This is a genomic window from Acinetobacter sp. NIPH 284, from assembly GCF_000369425.1.
Taxonomy (GTDB): domain Bacteria; phylum Pseudomonadota; class Gammaproteobacteria; order Pseudomonadales; family Moraxellaceae; genus Acinetobacter.
Genome location: NZ_KB850009.1, coordinates 75994 through 101735, shown reverse-complemented (window position 1 = coordinate 101735; position 25742 = coordinate 75994). Strand labels below are relative to the sequence as shown.

At 41.0% G+C, this 25742-nt stretch carries 29 protein-coding genes and 1 pseudogene; 20 read left to right on the top strand and 10 right to left on the bottom strand.

Annotated features, from left to right (window positions below; all coding sequences use genetic code 11):
* Positions 1 to 19: 19 nt before the first annotated feature.
* Complete coding sequence (locus tag F908_RS01345) at positions 20 to 652, top strand: MlaC/ttg2D family ABC transporter substrate-binding protein (protein ID WP_005156334.1); 633 nt, start codon at positions 20 to 22, stop codon at positions 650 to 652.
* Positions 653 to 663: 11 nt separating this feature from the next.
* Complete coding sequence (locus F908_RS01340; RefSeq protein WP_005156331.1) at positions 664 to 951, top strand: STAS domain-containing protein; 288 nt, start codon at positions 664 to 666, stop codon at positions 949 to 951.
* A gap of 42 nt (positions 952 to 993) precedes the next feature.
* Here F908_RS01340 and F908_RS01335 read toward each other — a convergent pair whose 3' ends face one another.
* Positions 994 to 2007, bottom strand: a complete 1014-nt coding sequence (locus tag F908_RS01335; RefSeq protein WP_005156329.1) for a CorA family divalent cation transporter — start codon at positions 2005 to 2007, stop codon at positions 994 to 996.
* A 344-nt stretch (positions 2008 to 2351) separates the two neighbouring features.
* On the opposite strand from F908_RS01335, the gene F908_RS01330 reads away from it, so the two are divergent.
* Positions 2352 to 2747, top strand: coding sequence for an NUDIX hydrolase (locus tag F908_RS01330; protein WP_005156326.1), 396 nt, complete (start codon positions 2352 to 2354; stop codon positions 2745 to 2747).
* Here F908_RS01330 and F908_RS01325 read toward each other — a convergent pair.
* Together F908_RS01325 and recG are read right to left on the bottom strand one after the other, a co-directional pair.
* Positions 2698 to 3384, bottom strand: coding sequence for a ComF family protein (locus F908_RS01325; RefSeq protein WP_005156323.1), 687 nt, complete (start codon positions 3382 to 3384; stop codon positions 2698 to 2700). The two genes, F908_RS01330 and F908_RS01325, sit on opposite strands and share 50 nt — an antisense overlap.
* Positions 3377 to 5422, bottom strand: coding sequence for an ATP-dependent DNA helicase RecG (gene recG, locus F908_RS01320; RefSeq protein WP_005156320.1), 2046 nt, complete (start codon positions 5420 to 5422; stop codon positions 3377 to 3379). Before recG ends, F908_RS01325 begins: the two co-directional genes overlap by 8 nt.
* An 18-nt stretch (positions 5423 to 5440) precedes the next feature.
* On the opposite strand from recG, the gene F908_RS01315 reads away from it, so the two are divergent.
* Both F908_RS01315 and F908_RS01310 read left to right on the top strand, forming a co-directional pair.
* On the top strand, positions 5441 to 6259 hold the full coding sequence (locus tag F908_RS01315; protein ID WP_005156317.1) for an NAD-dependent epimerase/dehydratase family protein: 819 nt from the start codon (positions 5441 to 5443) through the stop codon (positions 6257 to 6259).
* Between the two features lie 125 nt (positions 6260 to 6384).
* Positions 6385 to 7365, top strand: a complete 981-nt coding sequence (locus F908_RS01310; protein ID WP_005156314.1) for a putative solute-binding protein — start codon at positions 6385 to 6387, stop codon at positions 7363 to 7365.
* A gap of 52 nt (positions 7366 to 7417) precedes the next feature.
* Here the strand turns inward: F908_RS01310 and plsB are convergent, their stop codons facing one another.
* Positions 7418 to 9973 (bottom strand): glycerol-3-phosphate 1-O-acyltransferase PlsB, encoded by a 2556-nt coding sequence (plsB, locus tag F908_RS01305; protein ID WP_005156311.1) that lies wholly within the window; start codon positions 9971 to 9973, stop codon positions 7418 to 7420.
* Between the two features lie 278 nt (positions 9974 to 10251).
* On the opposite strand from plsB, the gene F908_RS01300 reads away from it, so the two are divergent.
* On the top strand, positions 10252 to 11124 hold the full coding sequence (locus F908_RS01300) for an acyl-CoA thioesterase (protein WP_004660328.1): 873 nt from the start codon (positions 10252 to 10254) through the stop codon (positions 11122 to 11124).
* Positions 11125 to 11260: 136 nt separating this feature from the next.
* Positions 11261 to 12502, top strand: a complete 1242-nt coding sequence (locus tag F908_RS01295) for a dicarboxylate/amino acid:cation symporter (protein WP_005156306.1) — start codon at positions 11261 to 11263, stop codon at positions 12500 to 12502.
* A 56-nt stretch (positions 12503 to 12558) separates the two neighbouring features.
* Here the strand turns inward: F908_RS01295 and F908_RS01290 are convergent, their stop codons facing one another.
* The 6 genes from F908_RS01290 to F908_RS01265 all read right to left on the bottom strand — a co-directional run bounded on the left by F908_RS01290 (position 12559) and on the right by F908_RS01265 (position 19131).
* The gene (locus tag F908_RS01290) at positions 12559 to 13503 is read right to left on the bottom strand and encodes a metal-dependent hydrolase (protein ID WP_005156304.1); all 945 of its coding nucleotides are present in this window, start codon (positions 13501 to 13503) and stop codon (positions 12559 to 12561) included.
* A gap of 129 nt (positions 13504 to 13632) precedes the next feature.
* On the bottom strand, positions 13633 to 14409 hold the full coding sequence (gene yihA / locus F908_RS01285; protein WP_005156302.1) for a ribosome biogenesis GTP-binding protein YihA/YsxC: 777 nt from the start codon (positions 14407 to 14409) through the stop codon (positions 13633 to 13635).
* A 74-nt stretch (positions 14410 to 14483) separates the two neighbouring features.
* Positions 14484 to 14936 (bottom strand): RrF2 family transcriptional regulator, encoded by a 453-nt coding sequence (locus F908_RS01280; RefSeq protein ID WP_004660334.1) that lies wholly within the window; start codon positions 14934 to 14936, stop codon positions 14484 to 14486.
* A gap of 79 nt (positions 14937 to 15015) precedes the next feature.
* Positions 15016 to 16227 carry an NO-inducible flavohemoprotein gene (hmpA, locus tag F908_RS01275; protein WP_005156300.1) on the bottom strand — a complete coding sequence of 404 codons (1212 nt, stop codon included), beginning with the start codon at positions 16225 to 16227 and terminating at the stop codon, positions 15016 to 15018.
* 143 nt (positions 16228 to 16370) lie between these two features.
* Complete coding sequence (locus tag F908_RS01270; RefSeq protein WP_005156294.1) at positions 16371 to 17918, bottom strand: helicase HerA-like domain-containing protein; 1548 nt, start codon at positions 17916 to 17918, stop codon at positions 16371 to 16373.
* A gap of 19 nt (positions 17919 to 17937) precedes the next feature.
* Positions 17938 to 19131 (bottom strand): PLP-dependent transferase, encoded by a 1194-nt coding sequence (locus tag F908_RS01265; RefSeq protein WP_005156291.1) that lies wholly within the window; start codon positions 19129 to 19131, stop codon positions 17938 to 17940.
* A gap of 167 nt (positions 19132 to 19298) precedes the next feature.
* Here F908_RS01265 and F908_RS01260 point away from each other — a divergent pair, with 167 nt between their 5' ends.
* From F908_RS01260 to rplN, 13 genes and pseudogenes are all read left to right on the top strand, one after another.
* Positions 19299 to 20027 (top strand): type 1 glutamine amidotransferase, encoded by a 729-nt coding sequence (locus F908_RS01260; RefSeq protein WP_005156283.1) that lies wholly within the window; start codon positions 19299 to 19301, stop codon positions 20025 to 20027.
* Positions 20028 to 20253: 226 nt separating this feature from the next.
* On the top strand, positions 20254 to 20565 hold the full coding sequence (rpsJ, locus tag F908_RS01255; RefSeq protein WP_000070912.1) for a 30S ribosomal protein S10: 312 nt from the start codon (positions 20254 to 20256) through the stop codon (positions 20563 to 20565).
* Positions 20566 to 20622: 57 nt separating this feature from the next.
* Entirely contained in the window at positions 20623 to 21261 is a 639-nt protein-coding gene (rplC, locus tag F908_RS01250) for a 50S ribosomal protein L3 (protein ID WP_004777442.1), read from the top strand.
* Between the two features lie 11 nt (positions 21262 to 21272).
* Positions 21273 to 21875 (top strand): 50S ribosomal protein L4, encoded by a 603-nt coding sequence (rplD, locus tag F908_RS01245; protein WP_004660347.1) that lies wholly within the window; start codon positions 21273 to 21275, stop codon positions 21873 to 21875.
* The gene (rplW, locus tag F908_RS01240) at positions 21872 to 22192 is read left to right on the top strand and encodes a 50S ribosomal protein L23 (RefSeq protein ID WP_004641070.1); all 321 of its coding nucleotides are present in this window, start codon (positions 21872 to 21874) and stop codon (positions 22190 to 22192) included. Before rplD ends, rplW begins: the two co-directional genes overlap by 4 nt.
* Before the next feature lie 11 nt (positions 22193 to 22203).
* A complete protein-coding gene (gene rplB / locus F908_RS01235; RefSeq protein WP_004660349.1) occupies positions 22204 to 23028 on the top strand; it encodes a 50S ribosomal protein L2 in 825 nt (274 codons plus the stop codon).
* A gap of 13 nt (positions 23029 to 23041) precedes the next feature.
* On the top strand, positions 23042 to 23317 hold the full coding sequence (gene rpsS / locus F908_RS01230) for a 30S ribosomal protein S19 (RefSeq protein WP_004641066.1): 276 nt from the start codon (positions 23042 to 23044) through the stop codon (positions 23315 to 23317).
* 11 nt (positions 23318 to 23328) lie between these two features.
* Positions 23329 to 23658 (top strand): 50S ribosomal protein L22, encoded by a 330-nt coding sequence (rplV, locus tag F908_RS01225; protein WP_004657676.1) that lies wholly within the window; start codon positions 23329 to 23331, stop codon positions 23656 to 23658.
* Between the two features lies 1 nt (position 23659).
* Positions 23660 to 24476 (top strand): annotated as a pseudogene (gene rpsC / locus F908_RS01220) (30S ribosomal protein S3).
* Positions 24416 to 24829: a 50S ribosomal protein L16 gene (gene rplP, locus F908_RS01215; RefSeq protein WP_004657678.1), complete on the top strand. Its 414-nt coding sequence runs from the start codon at positions 24416 to 24418 to the stop codon at positions 24827 to 24829. Before rpsC ends, rplP begins: the two are co-directional and overlap by 61 nt.
* Positions 24829 to 25026 (top strand): 50S ribosomal protein L29, encoded by a 198-nt coding sequence (gene rpmC, locus F908_RS01210; protein ID WP_004660354.1) that lies wholly within the window; start codon positions 24829 to 24831, stop codon positions 25024 to 25026. The genes rplP and rpmC overlap by 1 nt, the downstream gene beginning before the upstream one ends.
* The gene (rpsQ, locus tag F908_RS01205; RefSeq protein WP_004641057.1) at positions 25023 to 25280 is read left to right on the top strand and encodes a 30S ribosomal protein S17; all 258 of its coding nucleotides are present in this window, start codon (positions 25023 to 25025) and stop codon (positions 25278 to 25280) included. The genes rpmC and rpsQ overlap by 4 nt, the downstream gene beginning before the upstream one ends.
* A gap of 92 nt (positions 25281 to 25372) precedes the next feature.
* Positions 25373 to 25741, top strand: a complete 369-nt coding sequence (rplN, locus tag F908_RS01200) for a 50S ribosomal protein L14 (RefSeq protein ID WP_004657680.1) — start codon at positions 25373 to 25375, stop codon at positions 25739 to 25741.
* The last annotated feature ends 1 nt before the right edge of the window (position 25742 follow it).

Below are 25742 nucleotides of genomic sequence, written 5' to 3'. Positions count from 1 at the left end.
TTCAGGTTAGGAGATTGAAGTGAATACATTATTGAAACAGACGTTAACAGCAAGTGTATTATCAACCATGCTTGCGAGTGCTGCATTTGCAGCACCAACAGAAACCCCACCTGATTTTGTTAAACGTGTGGCTGATGGTTTAATTACACGTCTAAAAGCAGATCATGCGAAATTACAAAGTAATCCTGCTTTAGTTAAATCGATTATTCGTCAAAACCTTGATCCGTATGTTGATTCACAAGCATTTACACGTATCGTATTAGGTACGTATGCAAACAATCAATATACAACTGCTGCGCAACGTGCTCAGTTTGAACAAAATTTCCGTGCGGTGATTATTGAAAACTATGGTGGTGCTTTCGCTAAATATACCAACCAAAGTTATACTATGCGTCCTTTTAAGTCGACCAATAGTAAGAATCCCGTTGTTACATTAGACTTCTTACATAATGGTGAGAAAATCCCTGTATCGTTCCAGTTGACAGATAAAGGCGACCAGTGGAAAGTCCGTAATATTAATGTGTCTGGTATTGATTTAGGCTTGCAATTCCGTAATCAGTTTGCTGCTACTGTTAAGCGCAATGGTGGTGATCTGAATAAAGCGATTGCAACCTTTAAGCCAGATGCAGATGCTGCTGTTAATAAAAAATAAGTAGGTGACGGGTGATTCAGTATATTGATCAGCAATTAATTGTTTCAAAAACAATTGATTTCTCGAATGCAGAACAGGTTTATCGAGCAGGTTTAAAGCATATCCAGCAACATAAGAGTTTTCCTCTCATTGTTGATCTGGGTCAGCTTGAACAAGGAAATACCCTTTCTTTAGCGGTATTGGTGCAATGGCTGCGTCAGACACCTGAAAGTAAAGGGCTGCATTTTAAAAATGTGTCTGATAAGATGCTGAAAATCATCCAAGCCTGTCATTTGCAAGATGATTTGAAATTGATATGAAAAAAGTCTTGTAATAAAAAAGCACCGCAAGGTGCTTTTTTATTAAATCCATTTCTTCCAGCGGAAGTACACCATTGGGAGTACAAGGAACGCCATCAGGATACTCGCTACAATCCAGAAACTCAGACTACCATGTGCGAAAGGTAAGACCTCAGTGTTCATGCCATAAATACTAGCAATCAGCATCGGAGGGGCAAGCATACTTGGTAAGATCGAGAATCGACGAATTGTGTCATTCTGTTCGGTGTTAATAAAACCTGATGTGGTATCCAGTAAGAAGCGGACTTTTTGGAATAAGAATGCATCATGTTCGACCAGTGAACGGACATCCTCACTTAATTCTCGAATATCAGCATCATAAATATGACTGCCTAAAGCTCGAGGACGAGAAAGGAAAGTAAGCACACGACGTAAATCGATCAAACACAGTTGCGCCTTTCCAAGCATATCTTCTTGTTGTGCGAGTCGTGTAATCATGTCATCAAGATCGAGCAGGGTTTCACGATGATGATTATTCAGTACCTCTGTGGAGTATCTTTCCAAGTCTTTGTGGATATCTTCCAAGATATCCGCAAGCTCATCTAGTTTTGCTTCAAGTAACCCGAGCAAGATCCAAGTGGGATCTTTATAGTCCATATTGTAATCATTACGGCGTGCACGCGCACGGAAGGCACGAAATGCAACTAATTTTTCGCCACGCATGGTAAACAAACGATCTTTATACAGAATGAAGGCAACTGTTTGTACTGTTGCAAGCATATGAGATGACTCATCTGTATCGCCATCGACCTGATAATTTTTATTCTTTGTTAAAAAATATGTACTGATATGCAAGATGCCATCATCATCACGGTAAAATCGTGCGGATGAGGAAATGTCTTCAAGTGATTTTAATGTTGGTAGGTTTCGCTCGTAAGCATCAAATACCCACTGTTGTTCTTCTTGAGATGGAGCAATTAGATCAATCCAAACCAATTCAGGGTGAAGATCAAAACTCCCATTGATTGTTGCATCTTCTAGACTACCGCGCTCTGTGGCATAAAAGGCTTCAAGCATGTCTTTTTTCCTCGCGCAGCCAATGTGAGATTTTCAGCATTGTACCGAAAACCAGCGTGTATTTTAGACAAGGATGAAACGAAAAACACTTGCCTAAACGTTAATTTCTAAAAAATCTTGTTACACAGCCTACTTTATCAGCATGACAGTTATATAAAACGGTTTTAATTGTATGAATTCTATATGTGTTTTTTGTGTGAGGCTGCCAGATTACTGTTCTATTCATCTAAAAAATTATCGTTGTCTAGATAAGTCATGGCTGAGCAGGACAATACCGAATTTATGGTTCTTTAGTTCTATTGTAATGAATGCATCTGTTGAAATTTAAGTGTGAGGAAAGGGTATTGAAAACGATTACTGTGGCTGCCGCTGTCATTTTAAATGACCAAAATCAATTGCTTTTAGTGCGTAAACAGAATACGCAGGCATTTATGCAGGTGGGTGGAAAACTGGAACTGAATGAAGCACCTGAATTGACCATGCAGCGCGAGATTCTGGAGGAGATTGGCTGTGAATGCGAGATTAAGCAGTTTATTGGACAGTTTGAAACGGCTGCTGCAAATGAGCCTGATCATCTGTTAGTGAGTTATGTTTATGAGGTGAAACTGAAACAAACACCACGTATCGCTGCGGAAATTGCGGAGATGAAATGGATTGATTTGGAAGATCAAGTCACTTTACTTGCACCTCTTACTCAACACGTGGTGATTCCATGGTGTCAGCAAAATTTAGAGAACTAGCATTATTACGAATAGGGGCTGCTAAACAAATACTATAAACCTGTTGGCAGCCAAGTTGTTGCAAGACTTGAGATAAGGCGGTAATTGAACTGCCCGTTGTGACGACATCATCGACGATCAAGACTTTGCGATAACGAAGATGATTGGGCGGCGCAGCCACAAATTGCTGTTCAATATTTTCTAGTCTTTCGATGCGCGATAAGCCTTTTTGCGAGTGTTGATTCAAGCGTTGTACAGGTTGCCAGATAGGGATATTTAAGCTTTTACTAAGTGCTTGGGCTAGCAACAGCGTTTGGTTGAAACCTCGTTCAACTAATCGATCAGTTGAAATCGGCATTGGAACGATGGCATGTACTTTAGGAAGCTTGAGTTGTTGTAGCAGTCCTTCAAGTAGTCGTTGATGATGCAGTTTTTGTTCATATTTAAATTGCTGAATGATGCGATCAATCGGATATTGATAATGGCATACAACGAATATTTGTTGCTGATTACGTTGAATGGATTGTTTTAACCAAGGTAGCTGATTCCAACAACTTTGACATACTCCGTATTGCTTCCTAATCCCAATATCACACAGGATACATGGCGTTAGATAATCAAAGATTTGTTTTGCTGATGTTTGAATTAATTTAAACATAGGCGTATCTTGGGGCTTCAGGTAGCCAGCGTTTTAATAGTCCATCAGCATGCTGTGGATAATCTTTTAGAATTTGTTCAGCCACATAATGGGCTTGTGTGAGTAAATGATCATCACGTTCTAAACGTGCCACACGGAAGCCCATATCCCCAGTTTGTTTTGTTCCTAAGAGTTCACCTGGACCGCGTATTTCCAAATCTTTTTCAGCAATTACGAAACCATCATTACTTTCTCGTAAAATAGACAGTCGCTCCTGACCATTTTGAGACAAAGGTACTTTGTAGAGTAGAGCGCAAAAACTAGCGGTAGCACCACGCCCAACACGCCCTCGAAGTTGGTGCAATTGCGAGAGACCCAAACGTTCAGCATTTTCAATGACCATGATGGAGGCATTGGGTACATCGACCCCAACCTCAATCACTGTGGTGGCAATTAACAGTTGTGATTGATTATCTTTAAAGGCTTGCATGACCGCTTGTTTTTCATCTGCTTTCATTTTGCCGTGGACCAGACCAATATTGATGTCTGGAAAGCGTTCCTTAATTTCTTGATAGGTGGCTTCGGCGGCTTGAGCATCTAGGGTTTCAGATTGTTCCACTAAGGTGCAGACCCAATATGCTTGTTTACCTTCACGACAGTTGCTGGCAATCCGTTGCAGGACTTGTTCACGGCGATCTAAAGGAATTGTTACGGTTTGAATTGGGGTGCGTCCCGGGGGGAGCTCGTCAATAATTGAAGTATCTAAATCACCATAAGCACTCATCGCGAGTGTGCGAGGAATCGGGGTTGCTGTCATCACCAATTGATGTGGTGTAAATTGATTAGCGCCTTTATTTCTTAAAGCAAGGCGTTGATCGACCCCGAAACGATGTTGTTCATCAATAATAACCAAGCCTAGTTTAGAAAATTCCACGGCATCTTGGAATAAAGCATGCGTACCGACAATAAGTTGTGCATGTCCTTGTTTAATTTGTTGTTCAGCTTGTGTACGTGCTTTGCCTTTTTGTTTGCCTGAAAGCCATGCCACTTGGATGCCCAGTGGCTCAAACCAGCGTTTAAAATTTAAATAATGTTGTTCTGCTAAGATCTCAGTCGGTGCCATCAGTGCAACTTGCCAGTCTGCTTCTAGTGCATGGCAGGCTGCAATTGCTGCAACGAGTGTTTTACCTGCTCCTACATCACCTTGGACTAAGCGGAGCATCGGTTGATTTTGCTTGAGATCTTGCAAGATTTCCTTAGAAACTCGTTTTTGTGCATTGGTCATTTGAAAAGGAAGATCATCTAATAATGCCTTAGCCAAGATTTTACTGCTATCAAAACGAGGTGCAGCAATTTGGCGGATATAGGCACGGCGTGTTAATAGGCTAATTTGATGGGCGACTAGCTCTTCAAAAATTAATCGTTGTTGGGCAGGATGCGAACCTTGATTGAGTTGTTGCATGTTGGCATCAACAGGTGGCTCATGAATATATTCTAATGCTTGTTTCAGTTCATAGCCGTTGCTGTATTTAGTCGGTAATAACTCAGCCAAGTCATCGCTATGATGTTGTAACGCCTGACGAACATATTCACGTAATTTAGGCTGCGTCAGACCTTCAGTGCTAGGATAAATGGCCGTGAGTTGGGTTTTGGGTAACGGCGTATGCTGTTGGATGACTTGTATTTCTGGATGATACATTTCAAGACCGCGTGCTCCAACACGAACTTCACCGAATATTCGGAGCTGTTGTCCCATTTTGATGCGATCAGTTAATCCCTTATAAATATGATAAAACCGTAAAGTGACCTTGCCAAAATCATCTTGTAATAAGGCTGCAAGTGATTTCTTTTTGCCCGGAGGAAAATCTACGGATCGAACCTCACCTTCGAGCAAATAACTTCGTCCAACAACCAGCTGATTCATTGGAATAATGGTGCTACGATCTTCATAGTCACGAGGAAGATGAAACAGCAAATCATCCGTGCTAAAAATATGAAGCTTTTCTAATAGGGTTGCTGCGGCGGCACCAACACCTTGTAATTGCTGGACTGAAGTCATCTCTATTCAAGGGTGTATATGCATATTTTATTTATTGGTTATGGTAAAACATCTCAGCGCGTTGCTAAACACTTATTTGAGCAAGGTCACCACATTAGCACAATTAGCCGTAGTGCAAAAATGGATTGTTATGCAAGACACTATATTCAAGATATACATTATTTAGATTTGACTCAGCTTGATCCAATTGATTTGGTTTATGTCATTCTTGCACCTTCGCAGAGCGGCATAGAAGCATATCAACAAACCTATGTTGATAGCGTTGAACCGATTGCTAATGCTCTCAAAAATCATCCTGTTCGACGTATCATCATCGTTTCTTCGACACGAGTCTATGGTGAAAATGCAGGGGAGCGAATCGATGATGAATCATTCATTCAACCCATCGATGAGCAGGGACATCTGCTTCGTAAGATGGAGTTGTTGTGGCAATCATATTATCCTCATCAGAGCATTATTGTCCGACCAGCAGGAATTTATGGGACCTCAATTGCTCGTTTAAAAAAGCTTGCTGAACAAACACTGACTTACCCAGCCATACATTTTAGTAATCGAATTCATATCGATGATTTAGCCAAGTTTTTAGCATTATTAGCTGTTATAGATGTTGTTGAATCAAGTTATATCATCAGTAATAACAATCCTTTACCCATGCATGAAATATTAAGTTGGTTTCAACACTATTTAAACTTGCCTCAGTTGCAACTTATGTCTGAGCAAGTAACTGGGAAGCGAATTTATGCAACTCGATTGCCACAAACGGGATTTAAATTTGAACATCAGATTTGCTTTAATGACTATCAGGCGCTGTTGTCGGTACATGATAATGAAAAATAATTAGATTAAACTGCAAGACAATTTGAATAGTTGGTATAGATTTTGATGATAAAATACCAACAGACTCCGTAAAGGAACTGCCTGAGTTGTGCACATGGTTTGTGATGAGGCATTAAGGGGTGGATATGAGAAAAATAATTTTTACGATGATGCTGGGGTTGGTAGCAACAACAAGTTGGGCGGGCGCACAAACATGGTGTGTGTTTGATCCATTGGGCACTCAGGGCGATATTAGTCGTCGTTTACAAGATATTCGTCTCTATGCACTTCAACATAAAACTCAGTTAAAGTTTGATACTTTTAAGGATGAAAAAAATGCGATTCAGGCATTTGATCAAAATAAATGTTCAGGTTTAGTGGCATCTAATTTTCATAGCTATCGTTACAACCATTTTATGGGAAGTACCAGTGGAATTGGTTTGATTTCAAACAATCGTGTTGCACGTATGTTGTTGCAGTTATTGACCAATCCAAATGTCGAAAAACGTATGCTAGATCAAAATTATGAAGTGCTAGGCATGATTCCAATTGGCACGGCATATATGACCATGAATACTCAGCAGATCAGGAAAGTTTCACAATTAAAGAATAAGACCATTGGTATTCTGGAAAATAATCCGCCTCAATTGGCATTGGTACAAAGTGTATCGGCAAAACCTGTTTATGTGGATTTTACTACGGCAGTTGATTCTTTCAAGCAAAAGAAGATCGATATTTTGGCTGCGCCTGCGTATGGTGTATTACCTTATAACTTGAAAAAAGAGTTTGGTGAATCGACCCAAGTTGTCAATTTTCCAGTCGCGTATTTCGCAATTAATATTGTGATTCGACCTCAAGCTTATCCCACTGGTTTTGGTCACCAAATCCGAAGTTGGTTTGTAAAAAATAGTAATGTTTTGGCCGCTCAGGCAATGCAATGGGAAAATCATTTACCAGCGTATTATTGGGCTGATATTTCGGGTTATGAAAAGCAGGGCTATGAGGCGCTGGTTGCTAAGATTCGTAATCGTTATGTGGATTCAGGTTACTACGATGCCTATTTTGTCGAGCTAATCAAACGACTCAGATGTCTAGATGATCCGAAATATTTAGAATGCCGCAAATAAATTGGGTTAGCCAATTTTTTTGACTAACCCATCAAAAGTGAATACCGAAACATTAAGCTTTCTTGCGTTTTAAACGACGTTTTGCCTGTTGAGAAGCCATTGCTTCTAAAGCGGTTGCAAGTTCTTTATCTGTAAATGTTGTAATGTGCTGCAACATCTGCAAGGTCGCCTCATCCAGCACCAATTGAGCACCTGCCGCCATCTCACTAAAGTTGTCATCATATTCAATGAAGCCCTGTTCATTGTTGCGAATATAATTCTGCTGAGTTAGCACCTTAATAAAGCTTTGGAACAGTGCCTTGTCAAAGAACTCTGGTGAGTTAAATTCATACAGCACAGACAGACGTTGACCCAATAAGTGACTCAGCTCCTCAACCTGTTTGGTGGAGATATTGCCAGAACCACGTTGGGTGATCAGTGCAAGCGTCATGTAATAACGCTCTAAGCTTTGTTTAACTGGCATGCCTAAAGTCAAAAGTTTCTGATGTTCTTCACTGTTTGGTGTTGGGCTAAATAAGTTGCCATCATGATCTTGGAAAATTAGACCAATTTTAACAAGTGCGTTGATATAGTTATCAATGTGCTGTTGCAATTCAGAAGCTTTCCACTTCATGAATAATTCAGCTTTTAAGAATGGATATAATGTACGAATCACATTGCTTAAATCTGTTTTATTAATCTTACCGTTATGTTCAACCAATGATGCAACCAGTGATGGTAAGACAAAAGCATGTAAGATGTTATTACGGAAATAGGTTAATAAAACGGCTTGATTGTCTTCTATGGCAATAATATCACCTAGAACATGCTGCACACGTTTGATCAGTTTGAGCTTTAAACCATAAGCAATGATTTCTTTACCTGATAAAGAAGTGACTTGTGTGCGTTCGTCATACGGTTGTTGAGTCGCTAAATCACGATAAATATCAAGTTGTTTGGCACAAATCTCTTCATCTAATGTATGTTTTGGTGTTGCTAATAAGATCAAAGATAATAATGAAACAGGGTTGATGACCACCGCACGGTTGATATTTTCCAGAATCAGGTTGGCTGAGCTTGACACCACACTGGAAATTTCTGCTGGAATTGGCGCATCATTTTTTTCGATCTGAATTTTATCTGCATTATGCTGCTTTAAAATATCATCAAGGAAAACAGGTTCACCAAAATTGACGTGTACCTTGCCAAAAATTCTTTCAATTTTACGTAAAGTTTTGACGATGCCAAAAATTGATTCTGCTTCTTTTGGCTTACCTTGCATTTCACCGACATAAGTTGAGCCTTCCATTAAGCGCTCATACCCAATATACGTCGGTAAGAATACGATTGGCTTGGCGCGACCGCGTAAATGACCATGAATGGTCATTGCAAGCATGCCTGTCTTCGGTGGTAGCAAGCGACCGGTACGTGAACGACCACCTTCAATGAAGTACTCGATAGGCGTATTGCGTGATAGAATGCTGTATAAATATTCTTTGAGTACAGATGTATATAGTGCATTTCCGCGGAAAGATCGGCGTATGAAAAATGCACCACCTCCACGTAATAACTGACCTACAAAAGGTAGGTTTAGGTTATCACCCGCAGCAATATATGGAATCATCAAGCCACGTTTATAAATCACATAGGACAATAATAAATAGTCAATATGGCTACGGTGGCATGGTGTGTAAATAATTTCATAATCTTTCGCAAGTTCGCGAACCGTACTGAAATTATGAACTTCAACGCCGTCATACAGTTGTGTCCATAATCGTGTTAAAGCCATATCTGCGAAGCGTACTGCTGACGCTGAATAATCAGAAACGATTTCATTGACATAGCCAATTGCGCGGCGTTCTGCCTCCAACATGCTGATTTTATGCTGAATGCTTTCACGACGGATGGCATCCTGTACATCGGGTGCCTTAATGATAGACTGCATCACGTTGCGGCGGTCTGACAAGTCAGGCCCAAGTACCACTTCGCGTTGCTGGTCTAGGTAGCGATCTAGTGAACTTGCGATATACGTGGCAGGAGAGATGTTTGGATGATGTCTCTTGGCATAATCTACCAGTTCACGCAAGGATTGCGGTGCATGGAACTCTAAATAAGACTCACGACCATGTAGACCAATATTGACCAGTTGTTTGACTGTCCCAGGCGTTGCCCAAGTATCGGAGAACAACAGTTTAAACCATGAATCCTCTTTATCTGGTGAGCGTCCCCAAAGTACTGTAACGGGAACTAATTGAACATCTACTTCTTGATTTTGTTCTAATGCTTCGATCAACTGTAGAAGGCGTGGGGGATATGTTTGAGTATTAAAAAAGTTATTTTCATTCTGATGTAAAAATAGAATCGAGTTTTTTTCATGATAAGTTCCAAAACTCATGGCATCCAAAGCTGGCTTTAGATGAAGGCGACGCGTTTCACCATCTACAACCAGTGCGTTACTACGTGAATAATTTTGTAAAACATAGCAGACCAGCTTGTTTGAATCCTGTTTCTCTTGCTCTACTGCGGTGGATTCTGTAGGAACTTCACCAAGAACATGTGGAGTGACCACAAGGTCAAGTAACTTACTCGAAAGTTGGCGATACATTTGACCAAATCCAGTCTTGGACATTACAGACTCCTAAATCATAATCCTGACAGTAAGTCATGATGAGCACGACATTCTGCGTTATTCTGACATAAAACGATATGTTATTTTCTGACAAAATATAGCGTATTTGGTAGATTTTATCGTTAAAAATCGTATTTTTAGCGCTTATAAATAAAGATTAATGTGACGGATGAATCATTTTATCCTGAGCATATTTATTGGAATTTGTGGCACAATCGAAATGATCAATCCTGAATGGATTAGTTGATCTCTCCTCATTGATGTTGGAAGGCTATTACATGAATGCGTTAACTCAAGAACTGGTTGAGCTTTTGACTTTGGAAAAGTTGGAAGAACATATTTTCAGAGGCAACAGTCGCAATTTGGTTGGGAAACGAGTATTCGGTGGGCAAGTTCTTGGACAAGCATTAAGAGCGGCATCATATACCACAAACCGACCAGCACATTCGTTGCATGCTTATTTTTTATATGGTGGTGATGTCGATGCACCGATCATTTATGAAGTTGATCCATTGCGAGATGGTAAAAGTTTTGCAAGTCGACAAGTGCGTGCGATCCAACATGGACGTACAATTTTCTCGGCGATGGTATCTTTTGCCAATCCAGAAGAAGGCTTAAATTATCAACATAAAGAACCAGAGTATCCGAGTCCTGAAGAGCTGAAGTCTGAGAAAGAATTAAAGGAAAGTATGCTCAATTTCGTCCCAGAAAATGCACGTACGAGTTTTATGCGCGAACGTCATGTTGAAATCAGACCAACTCGACCAGTTAATCCTTTTCAGCCGCAGCCTGAAGCACCATATTATGCGCACTACATTCGTACCCATGATCGTATTGCAGAAAATGTTGATGACGTTTCATTACATCAAGCCATCGTTGCGTTTTATTCAGATTTTACTTTGATGACCACAGCACTGCGTCCACACGGGTTATCTTGGATTTCGCCAAATTTACAATGTGCAAGCATTGATCATACCATTTACTTCCATCGCCCGTTACGTGCTGATGATTGGATGCTTTACGATATGGAAGCAACGATTAGTGCCAGTTCACGTGGTCTGAATTTTGGACGCATGTGGCAGAATGGTCAGCTGGTATGTAGCACTGTGCAAGAGGGTCTAATTCGATTGAGAGAAATTGAAACCCAGTAAATTAGATTTGAAAAATTCAAAAAAAAGCCATCGTTTAGATGGCTTTTTTTGTCATAAGGTTGTGACAAAAAATTGCTCGATTCTTCAATGTGAGCGTGCCATAGTACCCACAAGCTAAAATATTTTATTAATCAGAATGAATTTAAATACACAAATTCTAATCGCAGCCGTACTGGGTGTTATATATGGGTTCTTCTTAACTTTGTATCCGCAGACTAGTTTTGCTGAACATAGTTTGTATGGGCTGGGGATTTTAAGCAGTATTTTTATTGGTTTACTAAAAATGTTGCTCATCCCACTTATTTTTAGTTCGATCGTTGTAGGTGTTTCAAATTTACAGGCTGGCGGACAATTTGGACGAGTTTGGAAAATTACAGCATTAAGCTGCCTCACGACGACAACCTTAGCTTTGATTTTAGGGATTAGTTGTGCACATCTATTTGAAGTAGGCAAAGGCGTAGATATTCAAATCTTCCAAGAAGCTATGCAAAACCATCAGACGCCAGATACGCTGACGCCTTCAAGTTTTCTGACCAGTTTTATCCAAAATACCTTGATCAATCCTTTTAAAGCATTTAGTGAGGGTAATGTACTTGCAGTTGTGGTCTTTGCGTTATTCCTTGGAGTCGCATTAGTCAAAGGGGGTGAAAGCTTTAGTTTAGTTCGCAATACCTGCCAACAATTCTTTGTCATGATGATGATGCTTGTGGGTTGGGTGATGAAGCTAGCCCCAATCGGTATTTTTGCATTGCTTGCTAAATTGATCGCGACCGAAGATCTTTCCGTGTTAAGTCGTTTAGTGGAATTCGCAATGGTTGTCACAGGAACAACGATTTTTCACGGTGCTGTTGTTTTGCCGGCATTACTTTGGATTTTTGGAAAAATGAATCCAATCACTTTCTTTAAAGGTGCACGCACAGCTTTGGTCACTGGATTTGCGACCAGTTCAAGTTCTGCGACGATGCCACTCAGTATGAAATGTGCACAAGAAAATTTAGGTGTGCGACCACAGACGGCAGGATTTGTGATTCCTTTAGGAACACAATTAAATATGGATGGTACTGCACTTTATGAGGCAGCCGCTGCTTTGTTTATTGCAAATTTGATGGGCTTGGACTTGAGCTTGACCCAGCAAATTATTGTCTGTCTAACCGCCATGATTGCATCTTTGGGCGCACCAGGTATTCCCAGCGCAGGTATGGTGACCATGATTATGGTATTGCAGTCGGTTGGACTACCTGCGGAAGCGATTGCGATTTTATTACCGATTGATCGAGTATTAGATACTGTACGAACAGTAGTGAATGTACAGGGTGATATGATGATCAGTGTTGTTGTTGATCGTTATGCTAAGCAAGCAGAAGTTGAATCAAGTTGATGCGATTTAAGAACAAAAAAAAGCAGGAGAAGACTCCTGCTTTTTTATTGCAATGCTTATGCAGCTTGTTGTAAAGCGCGTTTTGCTGCCGGTGAATTATTTAAATAATTCACCGCATCTTGAGTATTACCTTCTTTCACAGGATCATACCAAGGCATGAGATAGTCGATTTGTTGAGCGACTAACCAAATTGGATTTGGTAAAACCTGATTATCTTGACGACCAATTTTGTACCACTCCATCCAAACCCATGGTCTAAATAAACTTGGTTTTTTGTCGGTAAAACGAGGATCTTGACCCATGATATGTGCCGCGCCATCAACCCATAAACCAAGTACACCTACGATTACAGCGACACTCATGTAATAACGTGCAATATAACCACCACCTAAATGACGATATAGATCAAAGGCAACGGTACGATGTTCGATTTCTTCAGAACCATGCCATTTAATCAGATCAATCATTTCTGGATCGGCACCGAGCTCTTCCCAACGTTTGTTATACAGTGCGTATTTACCCAATACACAAGTCATGTGTTCAACTGTTGCAATGATGCCTAGACGGAACAAATCCCATTGATGGTCAAGTATTTTAGGAACTTCTTTACCAAAAGGCTTATCAGCTAAAGCTTTGTTAAATAAAAAATCCATAATATCGAGATTACGCTGAATATCAATATTACGTTGGCTAAGATATTCTTTGTTCGCAGACGTATGTGCAACCGCATGCATCGCTTCTTGGCGAATAAATGCTTGAACGTCTTGTTTTAATTTTTCATCAGTGATTTGCGGAAGCACCTTGTTGTATAAGCGGCAGAACCAAAACTCACCAGCAGGCAAAATATTGTTAATTTCATTAATAAAATAACTGGCATAAGGCTGGTTTGGAATCCAGTCTACGGGTGTTTTTTTCCAGTCAAACTTCACTTTGCGTGGGAGAATTTTATAGTCAATCGAAGAACCAAGCACTTTGTTCTTCATAAATGATAGTAATTTCATCGTTTAGTCCTAATCGATAGTGCAATGAACCAACACTAAGCAGTATATGAAAACTACCTAGTGCTTGTGTTTAGCAATACAGGACAATTAAAAATCATTTTATGCATCAAGTTGCATAAAATGCATTTTTTATTCTTCGACGTCTACTTCTGAAGCTTCTGGGATCTGATCAAGGTCAAATTCTGCTGGTTGATCAAGTGTGAAATTTAAACGGCCACCCATGACGCTTGCCAATTCTTCTAAACCAATTCGATTGAGTGAAGAGAATAATTGAATCGAGAAATCAAGTTTCATTTTCTTCAACTGCTGCTTAATTTCTAATAGTACTTTATTGGCAGGGCCACGGTTTAATTTATCGGCTTTAGTAAGCAGGATATGCACAAACAAATGGCGTGAATGTGCCCATTCCAGCATCATTAAGTCAAAGTGTTGTAATGGATGGCGGATGTCCATTAACAGTACTAAGCCTTGTAAGCTTTTACGATGGATTAGATAGTTCTCAAGTTCTTTCTGCCATACGATTTTCATGGCTTCAGGTACAGCCGCATAACCATAACCTGGTAAATCGACCAAACGTTGATCTGGATTACCTAAGCTAAAAAAGTTAATCATTTGCGTGCGCCCAGGTTTTTTTGAAGCGCGTGCGAGTTGCTTTTGATTGGTTAAAGCATTAATTGCACTTGATTTTCCTGCATTGGAACGACCTGCAAATGCGATTTCATAACCTGTATCTTCTACGCACAAATCCAGTTTAGGTGCACTCATCAAAAATTCAGCTTGGCGTAACCAAGTCAAAGACTGCACTGCATACGCGGTTACAGCAGGATCAGTCTTTTTTTCATAACTGATTTTTTGTTTAGGTGCGAGTTTGGCTTTGGTGTCTTTCGATTTTTCACTACGACGCATAGAAGCTTACTTTTTGAATTGAAATAGCAACGACTATTATAAAGGATGTGAGAGATTCGTGCGAATCTTGATGTTTAGGCTTTTTGAACGAGTTGTAAAAAATCAATATTTGAATTTGTAGAAGAGGGAAGAATGCCATATTGCACCACTTCTCCAAGTGTATATTGATCTAGGCTTTGATAAAAACATTCTAAAGCTTGATCCAAAATACTTTTCAGTCCGCAATGAGAGCGTAAAACACAAGGTGGTGTATTACATTCTACGATTTGATGATTGCCTTGTAAGATACGAACAATTTCACCTAGTTTTAAACTTTTAGCTTCTGGATTTAAACGAAGTCCACCGCCTTTGCCGCGAATCGTTACAATCCAATGCTGTTTTCCCATGAAGTGAACGATTTTCACTAAATGGTTTTGGGATACATGCAAGTCCCGTGCAATATCTGCAATCGTATACGGTACATCACTCGGACGAGCGACATACATTAAGATTCTGAGTGCATAATCAGTAAACTTATTGAGTTGCATGGGTTTTCACTCAATCTATTGCTTTAAACAGAAAGGGCTAGTCTAACATGGACTAGCCCTATGCAAAACGCAGCGCCGATTAGCTGAGTTTTACGCCACCCGTACCGAATGCTTCGCTATGGATATTTTCAGCAGGGATGCCACGAGCAACTAAAGCTTTATGTTGCTCTGCCATAAATGGCATTGGACCACACAGATAATAGTCTGCATTGATTGGCAGTAAAGCGGCATCCATCGCTGCTAAATCCAGACGGCCAGCAACGTCATAATCTTCACCTAGCACATCACTTTCATGTGGGAACTCATAGGCAGTAAATGTGCTCAGGCGTGGATATTTTGCCTTTAACTCATGAATATGCTGTTTCATGGCATGCACTTGGCTGCTACGGCAGGCATGAATAAAGCTGACAGGCTGAGGCATATCTAAAGTCACCAATTGATTCAGCATAGCAATCATTGGCGTTAAGCCAACACCACCACTGATAAACACATTACGTTTTTTGCTATCAATCAGGTAGAAATTGCCTGTAGGTGCAGACACCTCAATTTCTGAACCCTCAGCCAAGCCATGTAAGGTGCTTGATACCCAACCACCTGCTAACTCACCTTTTTCATCCTCACGTTTGACTGAAATACGTAAGTAATCTGCTTGAGGACTTGTTGATAGTGTGTATTGACGTGGCTGTCTTAAACCTAGTTCCTCAACAAATACACGGACTGAAATATATTGTCCTGCTTCATATTTTGGTAACTCACCGCCATCTACAGGAGCTAAATAGAATGAAGTAATTTCATCGCTTTCAACGACTTTTTTGGCAATTTTGAAATTGCGCCAACCTAACCAACTGCCTTTGGTTTGTTGATGTTGATCATAGATCGCTTTCTCAGTGCTAATAAATAAGTCGGCTAATTGACCATAAGCGGCAGCCCATGCACCAATCAATGGATCTTCCATCGAGATATTCAGTACTTCACTGATAGAGTGCAGTAGGTTCTCACCCACAATACTGTAATCAGGTGATTGAATATTCAAGCTCACATGTTTGTGTGCAATCAATTCGACTACAGGTAAAAGTACAGAAGGATCTTCAATATTTTCCGCATAAGCTAGTACAGCACCCGCAAGTGCTTGTGCTTGTGCACCACTACGTTGATGTCCCATATTGAAGGTTTCTTTTAGCTCGGGGTTATTACCTAACATACGGTTGTAAAAGTAACCAGTGAGTGCCACACCATTTTCACGGAGTACAGGTACAGTTGCTTTTACAAGGTCAATTTGCTGCGGAGTCATGGGTGATCTCTCTTGGCTATCATTTATAAGATATATTTAAAATATACCTTATAAAATTTATTTGCAAGATCTGTTTTGACTAAAACCATAAAAAAAATAGGGGATAAATGATTATCCCCTGATTTTTAAAATAATAAAGATTTTTATTTGCCAAATAATGAACCAAGTAAACCGCGAACGATCTTTTGACCTGTAGAGCCGCCTAAGCTACGAGCCGCACTTTTTGCAAAAGTTCCTACAATATCTTGGGTGAGTTTTTCGCGATCTCGTTGTGCTTTCTCTGCGGTTTTTTGTTGCTCTTTCGCGAAGCGTTCTTGTTCTTTCGCCTGTTGTTTGGCTAAAGCATCTTGTTCTTTGCTTTGCTGCTTTTCTAATTCATCTGCCTGTTTTTGTTGAGACTGTTGTAGCACTTTCTTTTGCAGCATTTCATAAGCACTATCACGATCCACAGCTTGATTATAAACACCTGCAACAATACTTTGCGAAATAATAATTTGGCGTTCTTCTAGCGTGATTGGCGTAAATGAAGAGTAAGGTGGCATGACCCAACCGCGCTCTACAATTTGCGGTGTCCCTTGCTCATCTAGACAACTAATTAATGCTTCACCTACAGCAAGTTCTGTAATCGCTTGATCAACTTTGAATGCTGGATTGGCTCGAAAGGTATCCGCTGCGGTTTTAACCGCCTTTTGATCTTTTGGAGTAAATGCACGTAAGGCATGTTGCACACGGTTGCCCAGTTGCCCTAAGACACTTTCCGGTAAATCCAGTGGGTTTTGGGTAATAAAATAAATCCCCACACCTTTAGAGCGAATCAGGCGAACTACCTGTTCGATTTTCTGTTGCAAGGCTGGACTGGCATTATCAAATAACAAATGAGCCTCATCGAAGAAGAACACCAGTTTCGGCTTATCCATATCGCCAACTTCTGGAAGCTGCTCAAATAGCTCAGAAAGCATCCATAACAGGAATGTGGCATAAAGCTTCGGGGTATTCATCAACTTGTCGGCAGCTAAGATATTGATATAGCCATGACCATTGGTATCGGTCTGAATAAAATCGAGAATATTCAGGCTAGGCTCACCAAAAAATTGCTCTCCATCTTGATCACCTAAAGCCAATAAATTACGTTGAATCGCCCCAAGACTAGCTGGAGAAAGGTTGCCATATTCAGCTTTTAATTCGGCTGCATTTTCGCTGACATAGGTCAGCATGGCTTTAAGGTCTTTGAAATCAATTAATAAAAGCCCTTGATCATCTGCAACGCGGAAAACGGCCGAAAGAACGCCTTCTTGTGTGTCATTCAGATTGAGCATTTGTGCCAAAAGTAACGGACCAATTTCTGAAATTGTGGTACGAATAGGATGACCTTGTTGCCCAAATAAATCCCAAAAAATAACAGGGGAAGCAGCAAATGGAATGGGGGCAAGTTGTAAGTTTTTTAAACGCTCATCAAATTTGGGGTTGCTACTTCCTGCTTTAGCCAAACTAGAGACATCACCTTTAGCATCTGCCAAAAAGACAGGTACGCCCAGCCGTGAGAAACTTTCGGCTAATACCTTCAGAGTCACTGTTTTACCTGTGCCTGTCGCACCTGCAATTAAACCGTGGCGGTTTGCAAATTGAGAATGTAAAACAATATCTTGCGTTGTATCTGTGGTTTTTTTTGCAATAATAATGGGTGTATTCATTCTTCACCTATGCTTTATTTCATTCGAGTTGTTTTAGTGCGTTTTGAATATCTTGGATTAAATCGTTTGGATGTTCTAGTCCTATGCAGAAGCGAACCAATAAACCTTGTTGTAAATGTGTATTTTCTAGTTCTCGCATCTGTTTTAAATTATAAAGCATAACAAGGCTGACAGGGCCGCCCCAACTGAATCCCAACTTAAATAAGTTTAAGCTATCGCAGAATTTTCGAATCGCTGCGAGATCATATTCAGGTTTGAAAATGACACTGACTAAACCTGCACTTTTTCCTGTTTCACAGACTTGTTGCCAAAATAAATGGCCTGCTGAGTTGGCATCACTTGGATGTAAAACTTGGCAAAATTGAGATTGTTGCTTTAGCCAATCAAGCACTGCTATTGCACTGTTAGATTGTTGTTCATAACGAAGTGGCATATGAGCCAAGCTACGTTGAATTTGTGCGGTATCATCGCCTGAAACACAGATCCCTTGGGTTGCATGCATACGGTACAGTTTATGATGTAATTGCGGATCTCGTGTAACCACTGAACCCATTAAAATATCGCCACCACCACTTGGGTATTTGGTCAATGCATGAACCGTCATATCTACGGAGAGATGCTCATCTGAGAAATCAAAGGCATTAAAGGCCAGTCCAGCACCCCATGTGTTATCCAATGCTGTCAGAACCTTCGCTTGCTGTGCTTTTTTAACCAGATTTTTGAGGTCGGGAAATTCTAAGGTGACAGAACCTGCTGCTTCAAGCCAGATTAGTTTAGCTTTTTCAGTCGGTTGAAAGCTATTTGCATCAATTGGGTTGTAGATTTTGACGTGAATGCCGTAGCGGTCTTGCAGATTCTTTAAGTGTTCCAGATTTGGGCCATAAATATTGTCTGCAACCCAAACTTCATCCCCTGAACTTAAAAAAGTACTATTCACTAAATTGATTGCAGATAAGCCGCTGGGTGCAAGTAAACAATAATTTCCACCTTCAATTCGAGCAATATTATCTCCTAATGTAAACGTCGTCGGTGTACCGTGTGTGCCATAACTATAATCATAAGGGTCAGTCCAGTGGCGATCAAAAAGGTGCGCTGTTGTTTTAAAAATAATCGTTGATGCACGAAATAGGGGAGGTTGAATCGTTTCTATGTATTGGGGAGCTTTGCGTGGTGCATGAATGAGTGTGGTTTGTAAGCTATTTTGTTTAGTCATGGGGCAACATTAAATCAATAGAATGATTTAGGTTAAGAGAAAATATCGAATCCTGCTAGTCATTTGCATATTTTGTACAGAATCGTTACGAATCAAAGCTTTTAGTCAAAACTGGCTTTATTTTTGCTAAGACTAATTATCATTCTAACTACAATAGGTTTACGCGCATGAAGTCGCATTTAAGAGTGCATTATTTTCAGCACATTGCAGGCGAGGGTTTTGGCAGTTGCTATGACTATTTAAAGGCACATCAAGCAAAAATTACCGCCACAGAGTTCTTTGCTTTACCCGTTGATTTATCTCTTGAATTGGAGGCCCTACCTAATATTGATGAAGTTGATTTGCTGATCATTATGGGGGGAACCATGAGTGTGAATGACGAAGCAAATTATCCTTGGTTAAAATTGGAAAAAAGATGGTTAAGACGTTATCTCTCTGCGGGTAAACCTGCAATTGGTTTATGTTTAGGGGGGCAACTGATTGCAAATGCACTCGGTGCATCTGTGAGTCGAAATCAACATCAAGAGTTAGGTTGGATGGACGTGGGTCGTGTTTCACACGTACCCGAAAATTACTTTCAAATACCAGAAAAAATTAACATTATGCAGTGGCATAGTGAAACCTTCGAAATACCCCGTGGAGGAGTCCGTTTAGCGCAGAATAATGTTTGTCAAAATCAAATGTATCAAATTGGGCGCAATGTACTGGGGTTTCAATTTCATCCTGAAATGACACCACATGCTTTGCAATTGTTGATTGAAAATGAAGAAGATAGTGCGGTATTTAATGGTGAATATGTTCAGCCAATCGCAGAATTAAAAAAAACGATTAAAAGTAAGTTTGAACAGGGTAATCAATTGCTAAATCGGGCAATAGAGTATGTGGTGAATGCTTAATCAACTATAAAACTAAAAAAATAAAAGAAGAATTGCATAAGACTTAAACAATCGTTATAATGGGCGACCCTCAAATGGAGGGCGTTCACTACGAAGAAAGTAGTTAACGCATTACAGTCGTGGCATCGATCATGACCTTAGTGATTTTCACTGCCCTTGACACTTGCCAATAAGGTGAGGTGCGTCATGGGTGATTCTTTATATTTTTGGCTTGGAGTTTACTGGTATGTCTAACCAGAGAATTCGTATCCGTTTGAAGTCTTTTGATCATCGCCTGATTGATCAATCTGCTCAAGAGATCGTAGAAACCGCTAAGCGTACTGGCGCACAAGTGTGTGGTCCAATCCCGATGCCTACTCGCATCGAACGCTTCAACGTTCTTACTTCACCACACGTCAACAAAGACGCTCGTGATCAGTACGAAATCCGCACTTATAAACGTTTGATCGACATCGTTCAACCTACAGATAAAACTGTTGATGCATTGATGAAGTTAGATCTTGCTGCTGGTGTTGATGTTCAGATCGCTTTGGGTTAAGGCTTTCGGTTAATTAACTCTAAGTTAATTAGGCCGCTTTTTTAGAGGTTTATGCACATGGCTATTGGTTTAGTCGGTCGCAAATGTGGTATGACTCGCATCTTTACTGAAGCAGGTGTTTCTGTTCCAGTAACAGTGATCGAAGTCGATCCAAACCGCATTACGCAAATCAAAACACTTGAAACTGATGGTTATCAAGCAATCCAAGTAACTACTGGCGAACGTCGCGAATCGCGCGTAACTAACGCTCAGAAAGGTCACTTCGCGAAAGCGGGTGTTGCTGCTGGTCGTTTAGTTAAAGAGTTCCGTGTTACTGAAGCTGAGCTTGAAGGCCGTGAAGTTGGTGCTTCTATCGGTGTTGATTTGTTCACAGTTGGTCAAATTGTTGATGTAACTGGTCAATCAAAAGGTAAAGGCTTCCAAGGTGGTGTTAAGCGTTGGAATTTCCGTACGCAAGATGCTACTCATGGTAACTCTGTATCTCACCGTGTATTAGGTTCTACAGGTCAAAACCAGACTCCTGGTCGCGTGTTCAAAGGCAAGAAAATGGCTGGTCACTTAGGTGATGAACGCGTAACAGTTCAAGGTCTTGAAATTGTATCTATTGACGCTGAACGTTCTGTTTTAGTTGTTAAAGGTGCTGTTCCTGGTGCAACGAATGGTGACGTTATTGTACGTCCTACCATCAAGGCCTGAGGGGAAATACTGTGAATTTAAAAACTGTTTCCGGCTCTGCTGTTGAATTGTCTGAAGTTGCTTTCGGACGTGAGTTTAACGAAGCGCTTGTACACCAAGTTGTTACAGCTTACTTAGCTGGTGGTCGTCAAGGTTCGAAAGCTCAGAAATCACGTGCAGACGTTTCTGGCGGTGGTAAAAAACCATTCCGTCAAAAAGGTACTGGTCGCGCTCGTGCGGGTTCTATTCGTAGCCCTATCTGGGTTGGTGGTGGTAAAACTTTTGCTGCTCGCCCACAAGATTGGTCTCAAAAAGTAAACCGTAAGATGTATCGCGGTGCAATGCAATGTATCTTAGCTGAACTTGTTCGCCAAGATCGTCTTGTATTAGTTGAAGAGTTTGCTGTTGCAGCTCCAAAAACTAAAGACTTGCTTGCAAAACTTACAGACTTGAATGCAACTCGTGCATTGATCATTACAGATGCTGTAGATGAGAACTTGTATCTTGCAGCTCGCAACCTTCCACACGTTGATGTGGTTGATGCTACTGCTATTGATCCTGTTAGCTTGATTGCATTTGATAAAGTTGTAATGTCTGTAGCTGCTGCTAAGAAAATTGAGGTAGAACTCGGATGAACAACGAACGTATCTATCAAGTCCTATTAGGACCAGTATTCTCAGAAAAAGCACAAGTTTTAGGTGATACTGCTGGTGTTCAAGTGTTCAAAGTTGCATTAAATGCAAACAAACTTGAAATCAAAAAAGCAGTTGAGCAGCTCTTTGGTGTTGAAGTTGTAAAAATCAATACAACGATCACTAAAGGTAAAACAAAACGCTTTGGTAAAACATTAGGACGTCGTTCTGATGTGAAAAAAGCATACGTCACCCTGAAAGCTGGCCAAGATGTAGAAATGGCTGACTTGGGCGATACCGCTGAAAACGCAGCGGAATAAGGACGAGAATTATGCCAATTCAAAAATGTAAGCCAACGTCTCCAGGACGTCGCTTTGTAGAGAAAGTGGTTCATGACCATCTTCACAAAGGCGCTCCTTATGCACCGTTGGTAGAAGCTAAAAAACGTACTGGTGGTCGTAATAACAATGGTCACATCACTACACGTCACGTGGGTGGTGGTCATAAGCAAAACTACCGTATTGTTGACTTTAAACGTAACAAAGATGGTATTCCAGCGACTGTAGAGCGCATCGAATACGATCCTAACCGTACAGCTCATATTGCTTTATTGAAATATGCTGATGGTGAACGTCGTTACATCATTGCACCTAAAGGCTTACGTGCTGGTGATAAAGTACAATCTGGTAACGATGCTCCAATTCGTCCAGGTAACTGCTTGCCACTTCGCAATATGCCAATCGGTTCTACGCTTCACAACCTTGAACTTAAAATCGGTAAAGGTGCTCAATTAGCACGTTCTGCTGGTACTTCAGTTCAGTTGTTGGGTCGTGATGGTTCTTACGCTATCGTTCGTTTACGTTCTGGTGAAATGCGTAAAGTACACGTTGAATGTCGTGCTGTAATTGGTGAAGTTTCTAACCAAGAAAGCAACCTTCGTTCATTGGGTAAAGCTGGTGCTGCGCGCTGGCGTGGTATTCGTCCTACCGTTCGTGGTATGGCGATGAACCCGGTAGATCACCCGCACGGTGGTGGTGAAGGACGTAGTAAAGGTATTCAACCTGTAAGTCCATGGGGTCAAAAAGCTAAAGGGTACAAGACACGTACCAATAAGCGTACGACTAAGATGATTATTCGCGACCGTCGCGTCAAGTAAGGGAATCTGAATAATGCCTCGTTCATTAAAAAAAGGTCCATTCGTCGACGCGCATTTGTTCGCTAAGGTTGAAGCTGCGATTGCTGCTAACAACCGTAAGCCGATCAAAACATGGTCACGTCGTTCAATGATCCTTCCAGACTTTGTTGGTTTAACAATTTCTGTTCACAATGGCCGTAACCACGTTCCAGTAATTGTTACTGAACACATGGTTGGTCATAAATTGGGTGAATTCGCGCCAACTCGTACCTATCGTGGTCACGGTGTTGATAAGAAGTCTAAACGTTAATAGGTGCTATGATGGAAGTAACTGCTAAATTACGCGGTGCCGCTATCTCGGCACAAAAAGCACGTTTAGTTGCTGATTTGATCCGTGGTAAGTCGGTTGCACGTGCGATAGACATTTTGAACTTCAGTAACAAGAAAGCAGCTGTGCTCGTTAAAAAAGCACTTGAATCTGCAATCGCGAATGCTGAACACAACAACAGCTTAGATGTTGATGACCTTAAAGTAACTACGATTTACGTTGATGAAGGCATGAGCCTTAAACGTATCATGCCACGTGCTAAAGGCCGTGCAGATCGTATTACTAAGCGTACTTGTCACATCACCGTTAAGGTAGGGGTTTGATATGGGTCAGAAGGTTCATCCAATCGGTATCCGCCTAGGTGTTGTGAAACGTCATAACGCTAACTGGTATGCGAGTCCGAAACAATACGCTGAATACTTGCTTAAAGATCTTCAAGTTCGTGAGTTTTTGCTTAAAAAACTTAAGAATGCGATGGTAAGCAATATTCTTATCGAACGTCCTACAGGTGCTGCTAAAGTAACAATTAGCACTGCTCGTCCTGGTATCGTGATCGGTAAGAAAGGCGAAGATATTGAGAAATTACAGCGCGAACTCACCAACATTATGGGTGTTCCAGCTCAAGTTAGCATCAATGAAATTGATCGCCCTGACTTGGATGCACGTTTAGTTGCTGAAGCAATTGCTTCTCAATTAGAAAAACGTGTTATGTTCCGTCGTGCTATGAAGCGTGCGGTTCAAAACACAATGCGTGCTGGCGCTAAAGGTATCAAAGTTGAAGTTTCTGGCCGTTTAGGTGGTGCAGAGATCGCTCGTACTGAGTGGTATCGTGAAGGTCGTGTACCTTTGCATACACTTCGTGCTGACATCGACTATGCTACTATGCGTGCAGAAACAACATACGGTACGATCGGTGTTAAAGTTTGGATTTTCCGTGGCGAGATTTTAGGTGGCATGAAACAAGTCATGAACCCTGCTCCTGCTGAAGAGCGTCCAGCTAAACGCGGTCGTGGTCGTGGTGAAGGTCAAGAGCGTCGTGGTCGTCGCGGTGACCGTGCTGCTGACAAGGGAGAATAATCCATGTTGCAACCTAAACGTACCAAATTCCGTAAAGTGCACAAAGGCCGTAACACTGGTCTAGCGCATCGTGGTAGTACAGTATCATTTGGTTCGATTGCAATTAAAGCAACTGAACGTGGTCGTATGACTGCGCGTCAGATTGAAGCTGCACGTCGTACCATTAGCCGTCGTATTAAACGTGGTGGTAAAATCTTCATCCGCGTATTCCCAGACAAACCAATTACCGAAAAACCATTAGAAGTTCGTATGGGTAAAGGTAAAGGTAGTGTGGAATACTGGGTTTGTCAGATCCAGCCAGGTAAGATCCTGTACGAAATTGAAGGTGTTAGCGATGAGTTAGCGCGTGAAGCTTTTGCTTTAGCCGCTGCTAAACTCCCGTTTAAAACCACTATCGTGACTCGGACGGTGATGTAATGAAAATTAAAGATCTACGTGAAAAGTCGGTAGAAGAGTTGAAAGCTTTGCTTGATGAGCAACAGCTTAACCAATTCCGTCTTCGTATGGCGAAAGCAACTGGTCAATTAGGCAAATCGCATGAAGTGCAAATTGCTCGTAAGACAATTGCTCGTATCAAGACACTCCTTACCGAAAAACAGGGGAACGGACAATGAGTGAAAAAACAGTCCGCACGTTAACCGGCAAAGTTGTAAGTGACAAAATGGACAAGTCTATTGTTGTGCTTATTGAACGCCGCGTTCAACACCCGTTGTACGGCAAATCAATCCGCCGTTCAACTAAATTACACGCTCATGATGAGAACAATGTTGCTAAAACTGGCGACTTAGTGACCATCAAAGAAAGCCGCCCAATTTCTAAAACTAAAGCTTGGACTTTAGTGGAAGTCGTTGAAGCAGCTGCTGAGTAATTAGACGTTCTTGTTGCATCATCGGACAATTTCGAGTACTCTTTGAGCCTTTCGAAATTGCGACCGGTGATGCTCGGTTTTGGAGTAGGGCAATGATTCAAACCGAAAGTATGCTCGACGTAGCAGACAACAGTGGTGCACGCCGCGTACAATGTATTAAAGTACTTGGTGGTTCACACCGTCGTTATGCTTCAGTTGGCGATATTATTAAAGTTACTGTAAAAGAAGCAATTCCGCGCGCACGTGTTAAAAAAGGTGACGTGATGAATGCTGTAGTTGTACGTACAAAATTCGGCATCCGTCGTCCAGATGGTTCAGTTATTCGTTTCGACGATAACGCAGCTGTTATTTTGAACAACAACAAAGCTCCGATTGCGACTCGTATCTTCGGACCAGTGACTCGTGAACTTCGTACTGAACAGTTCATGAAAATCATTTCATTGGCTCCTGAAGTTTTATAAG

What these genes read in the sequence shown, in the direction of transcription:
- F908_RS01335 (WP_005156329.1), bottom strand. Translation starts at nt 2,007, where the DNA reads ATGCTTGAAGCCTTTTATGCCACAGAGCGCGGTAGTCTAGAAGATGCA.
- F908_RS01325 (WP_005156323.1), bottom strand. Translation starts at nt 3,384, where the DNA reads ATGTTTAAATTAATTCAAACATCAGCAAAACAAATCTTTGATTATCTA.
- recG (WP_005156320.1), bottom strand. Translation starts at nt 5,422, where the DNA reads ATGACTTCAGTCCAGCAATTACAAGGTGTTGGTGCCGCCGCAGCAACC.
- F908_RS01315 (WP_005156317.1), top strand. Translation starts at nt 5,441, where the DNA reads ATGCATATTTTATTTATTGGTTATGGTAAAACATCTCAGCGCGTTGCT.
- F908_RS01310 (WP_005156314.1), top strand. Translation starts at nt 6,385, where the DNA reads ATGAGAAAAATAATTTTTACGATGATGCTGGGGTTGGTAGCAACAACA.
- plsB (WP_005156311.1), bottom strand. Translation starts at nt 9,973, where the DNA reads ATGTCCAAGACTGGATTTGGTCAAATGTATCGCCAACTTTCGAGTAAG.
- F908_RS01300 (WP_004660328.1), top strand. Translation starts at nt 10,252, where the DNA reads ATGAATGCGTTAACTCAAGAACTGGTTGAGCTTTTGACTTTGGAAAAG.
- F908_RS01295 (WP_005156306.1), top strand. Translation starts at nt 11,261, where the DNA reads ATGAATTTAAATACACAAATTCTAATCGCAGCCGTACTGGGTGTTATA.
- F908_RS01290 (WP_005156304.1), bottom strand. Translation starts at nt 13,503, where the DNA reads ATGAAATTACTATCATTTATGAAGAACAAAGTGCTTGGTTCTTCGATT.
- yihA (WP_005156302.1), bottom strand. Translation starts at nt 14,409, where the DNA reads ATGCGTCGTAGTGAAAAATCGAAAGACACCAAAGCCAAACTCGCACCT.
- F908_RS01280 (WP_004660334.1), bottom strand. Translation starts at nt 14,936, where the DNA reads ATGCAACTCAATAAGTTTACTGATTATGCACTCAGAATCTTAATGTAT.
- hmpA (WP_005156300.1), bottom strand. Translation starts at nt 16,227, where the DNA reads ATGACTCCGCAGCAAATTGACCTTGTAAAAGCAACTGTACCTGTACTC.
- F908_RS01270 (WP_005156294.1), bottom strand. Translation starts at nt 17,918, where the DNA reads ATGAATACACCCATTATTATTGCAAAAAAAACCACAGATACAACGCAA.
- F908_RS01265 (WP_005156291.1), bottom strand. Translation starts at nt 19,131, where the DNA reads ATGACTAAACAAAATAGCTTACAAACCACACTCATTCATGCACCACGC.
- F908_RS01260 (WP_005156283.1), top strand. Translation starts at nt 19,299, where the DNA reads ATGAAGTCGCATTTAAGAGTGCATTATTTTCAGCACATTGCAGGCGAG.
- rpsJ (WP_000070912.1), top strand. Translation starts at nt 20,254, where the DNA reads ATGTCTAACCAGAGAATTCGTATCCGTTTGAAGTCTTTTGATCATCGC.
- rplC (WP_004777442.1), top strand. Translation starts at nt 20,623, where the DNA reads ATGGCTATTGGTTTAGTCGGTCGCAAATGTGGTATGACTCGCATCTTT.
- rplW (WP_004641070.1), top strand. Translation starts at nt 21,872, where the DNA reads ATGAACAACGAACGTATCTATCAAGTCCTATTAGGACCAGTATTCTCA.
- rplB (WP_004660349.1), top strand. Translation starts at nt 22,204, where the DNA reads ATGCCAATTCAAAAATGTAAGCCAACGTCTCCAGGACGTCGCTTTGTA.
- rpsS (WP_004641066.1), top strand. Translation starts at nt 23,042, where the DNA reads ATGCCTCGTTCATTAAAAAAAGGTCCATTCGTCGACGCGCATTTGTTC.
- rplV (WP_004657676.1), top strand. Translation starts at nt 23,329, where the DNA reads ATGGAAGTAACTGCTAAATTACGCGGTGCCGCTATCTCGGCACAAAAA.
- rplP (WP_004657678.1), top strand. Translation starts at nt 24,416, where the DNA reads ATGTTGCAACCTAAACGTACCAAATTCCGTAAAGTGCACAAAGGCCGT.
- rpmC (WP_004660354.1), top strand. Translation starts at nt 24,829, where the DNA reads ATGAAAATTAAAGATCTACGTGAAAAGTCGGTAGAAGAGTTGAAAGCT.
- rpsQ (WP_004641057.1), top strand. Translation starts at nt 25,023, where the DNA reads ATGAGTGAAAAAACAGTCCGCACGTTAACCGGCAAAGTTGTAAGTGAC.
- rplN (WP_004657680.1), top strand. Translation starts at nt 25,373, where the DNA reads ATGATTCAAACCGAAAGTATGCTCGACGTAGCAGACAACAGTGGTGCA.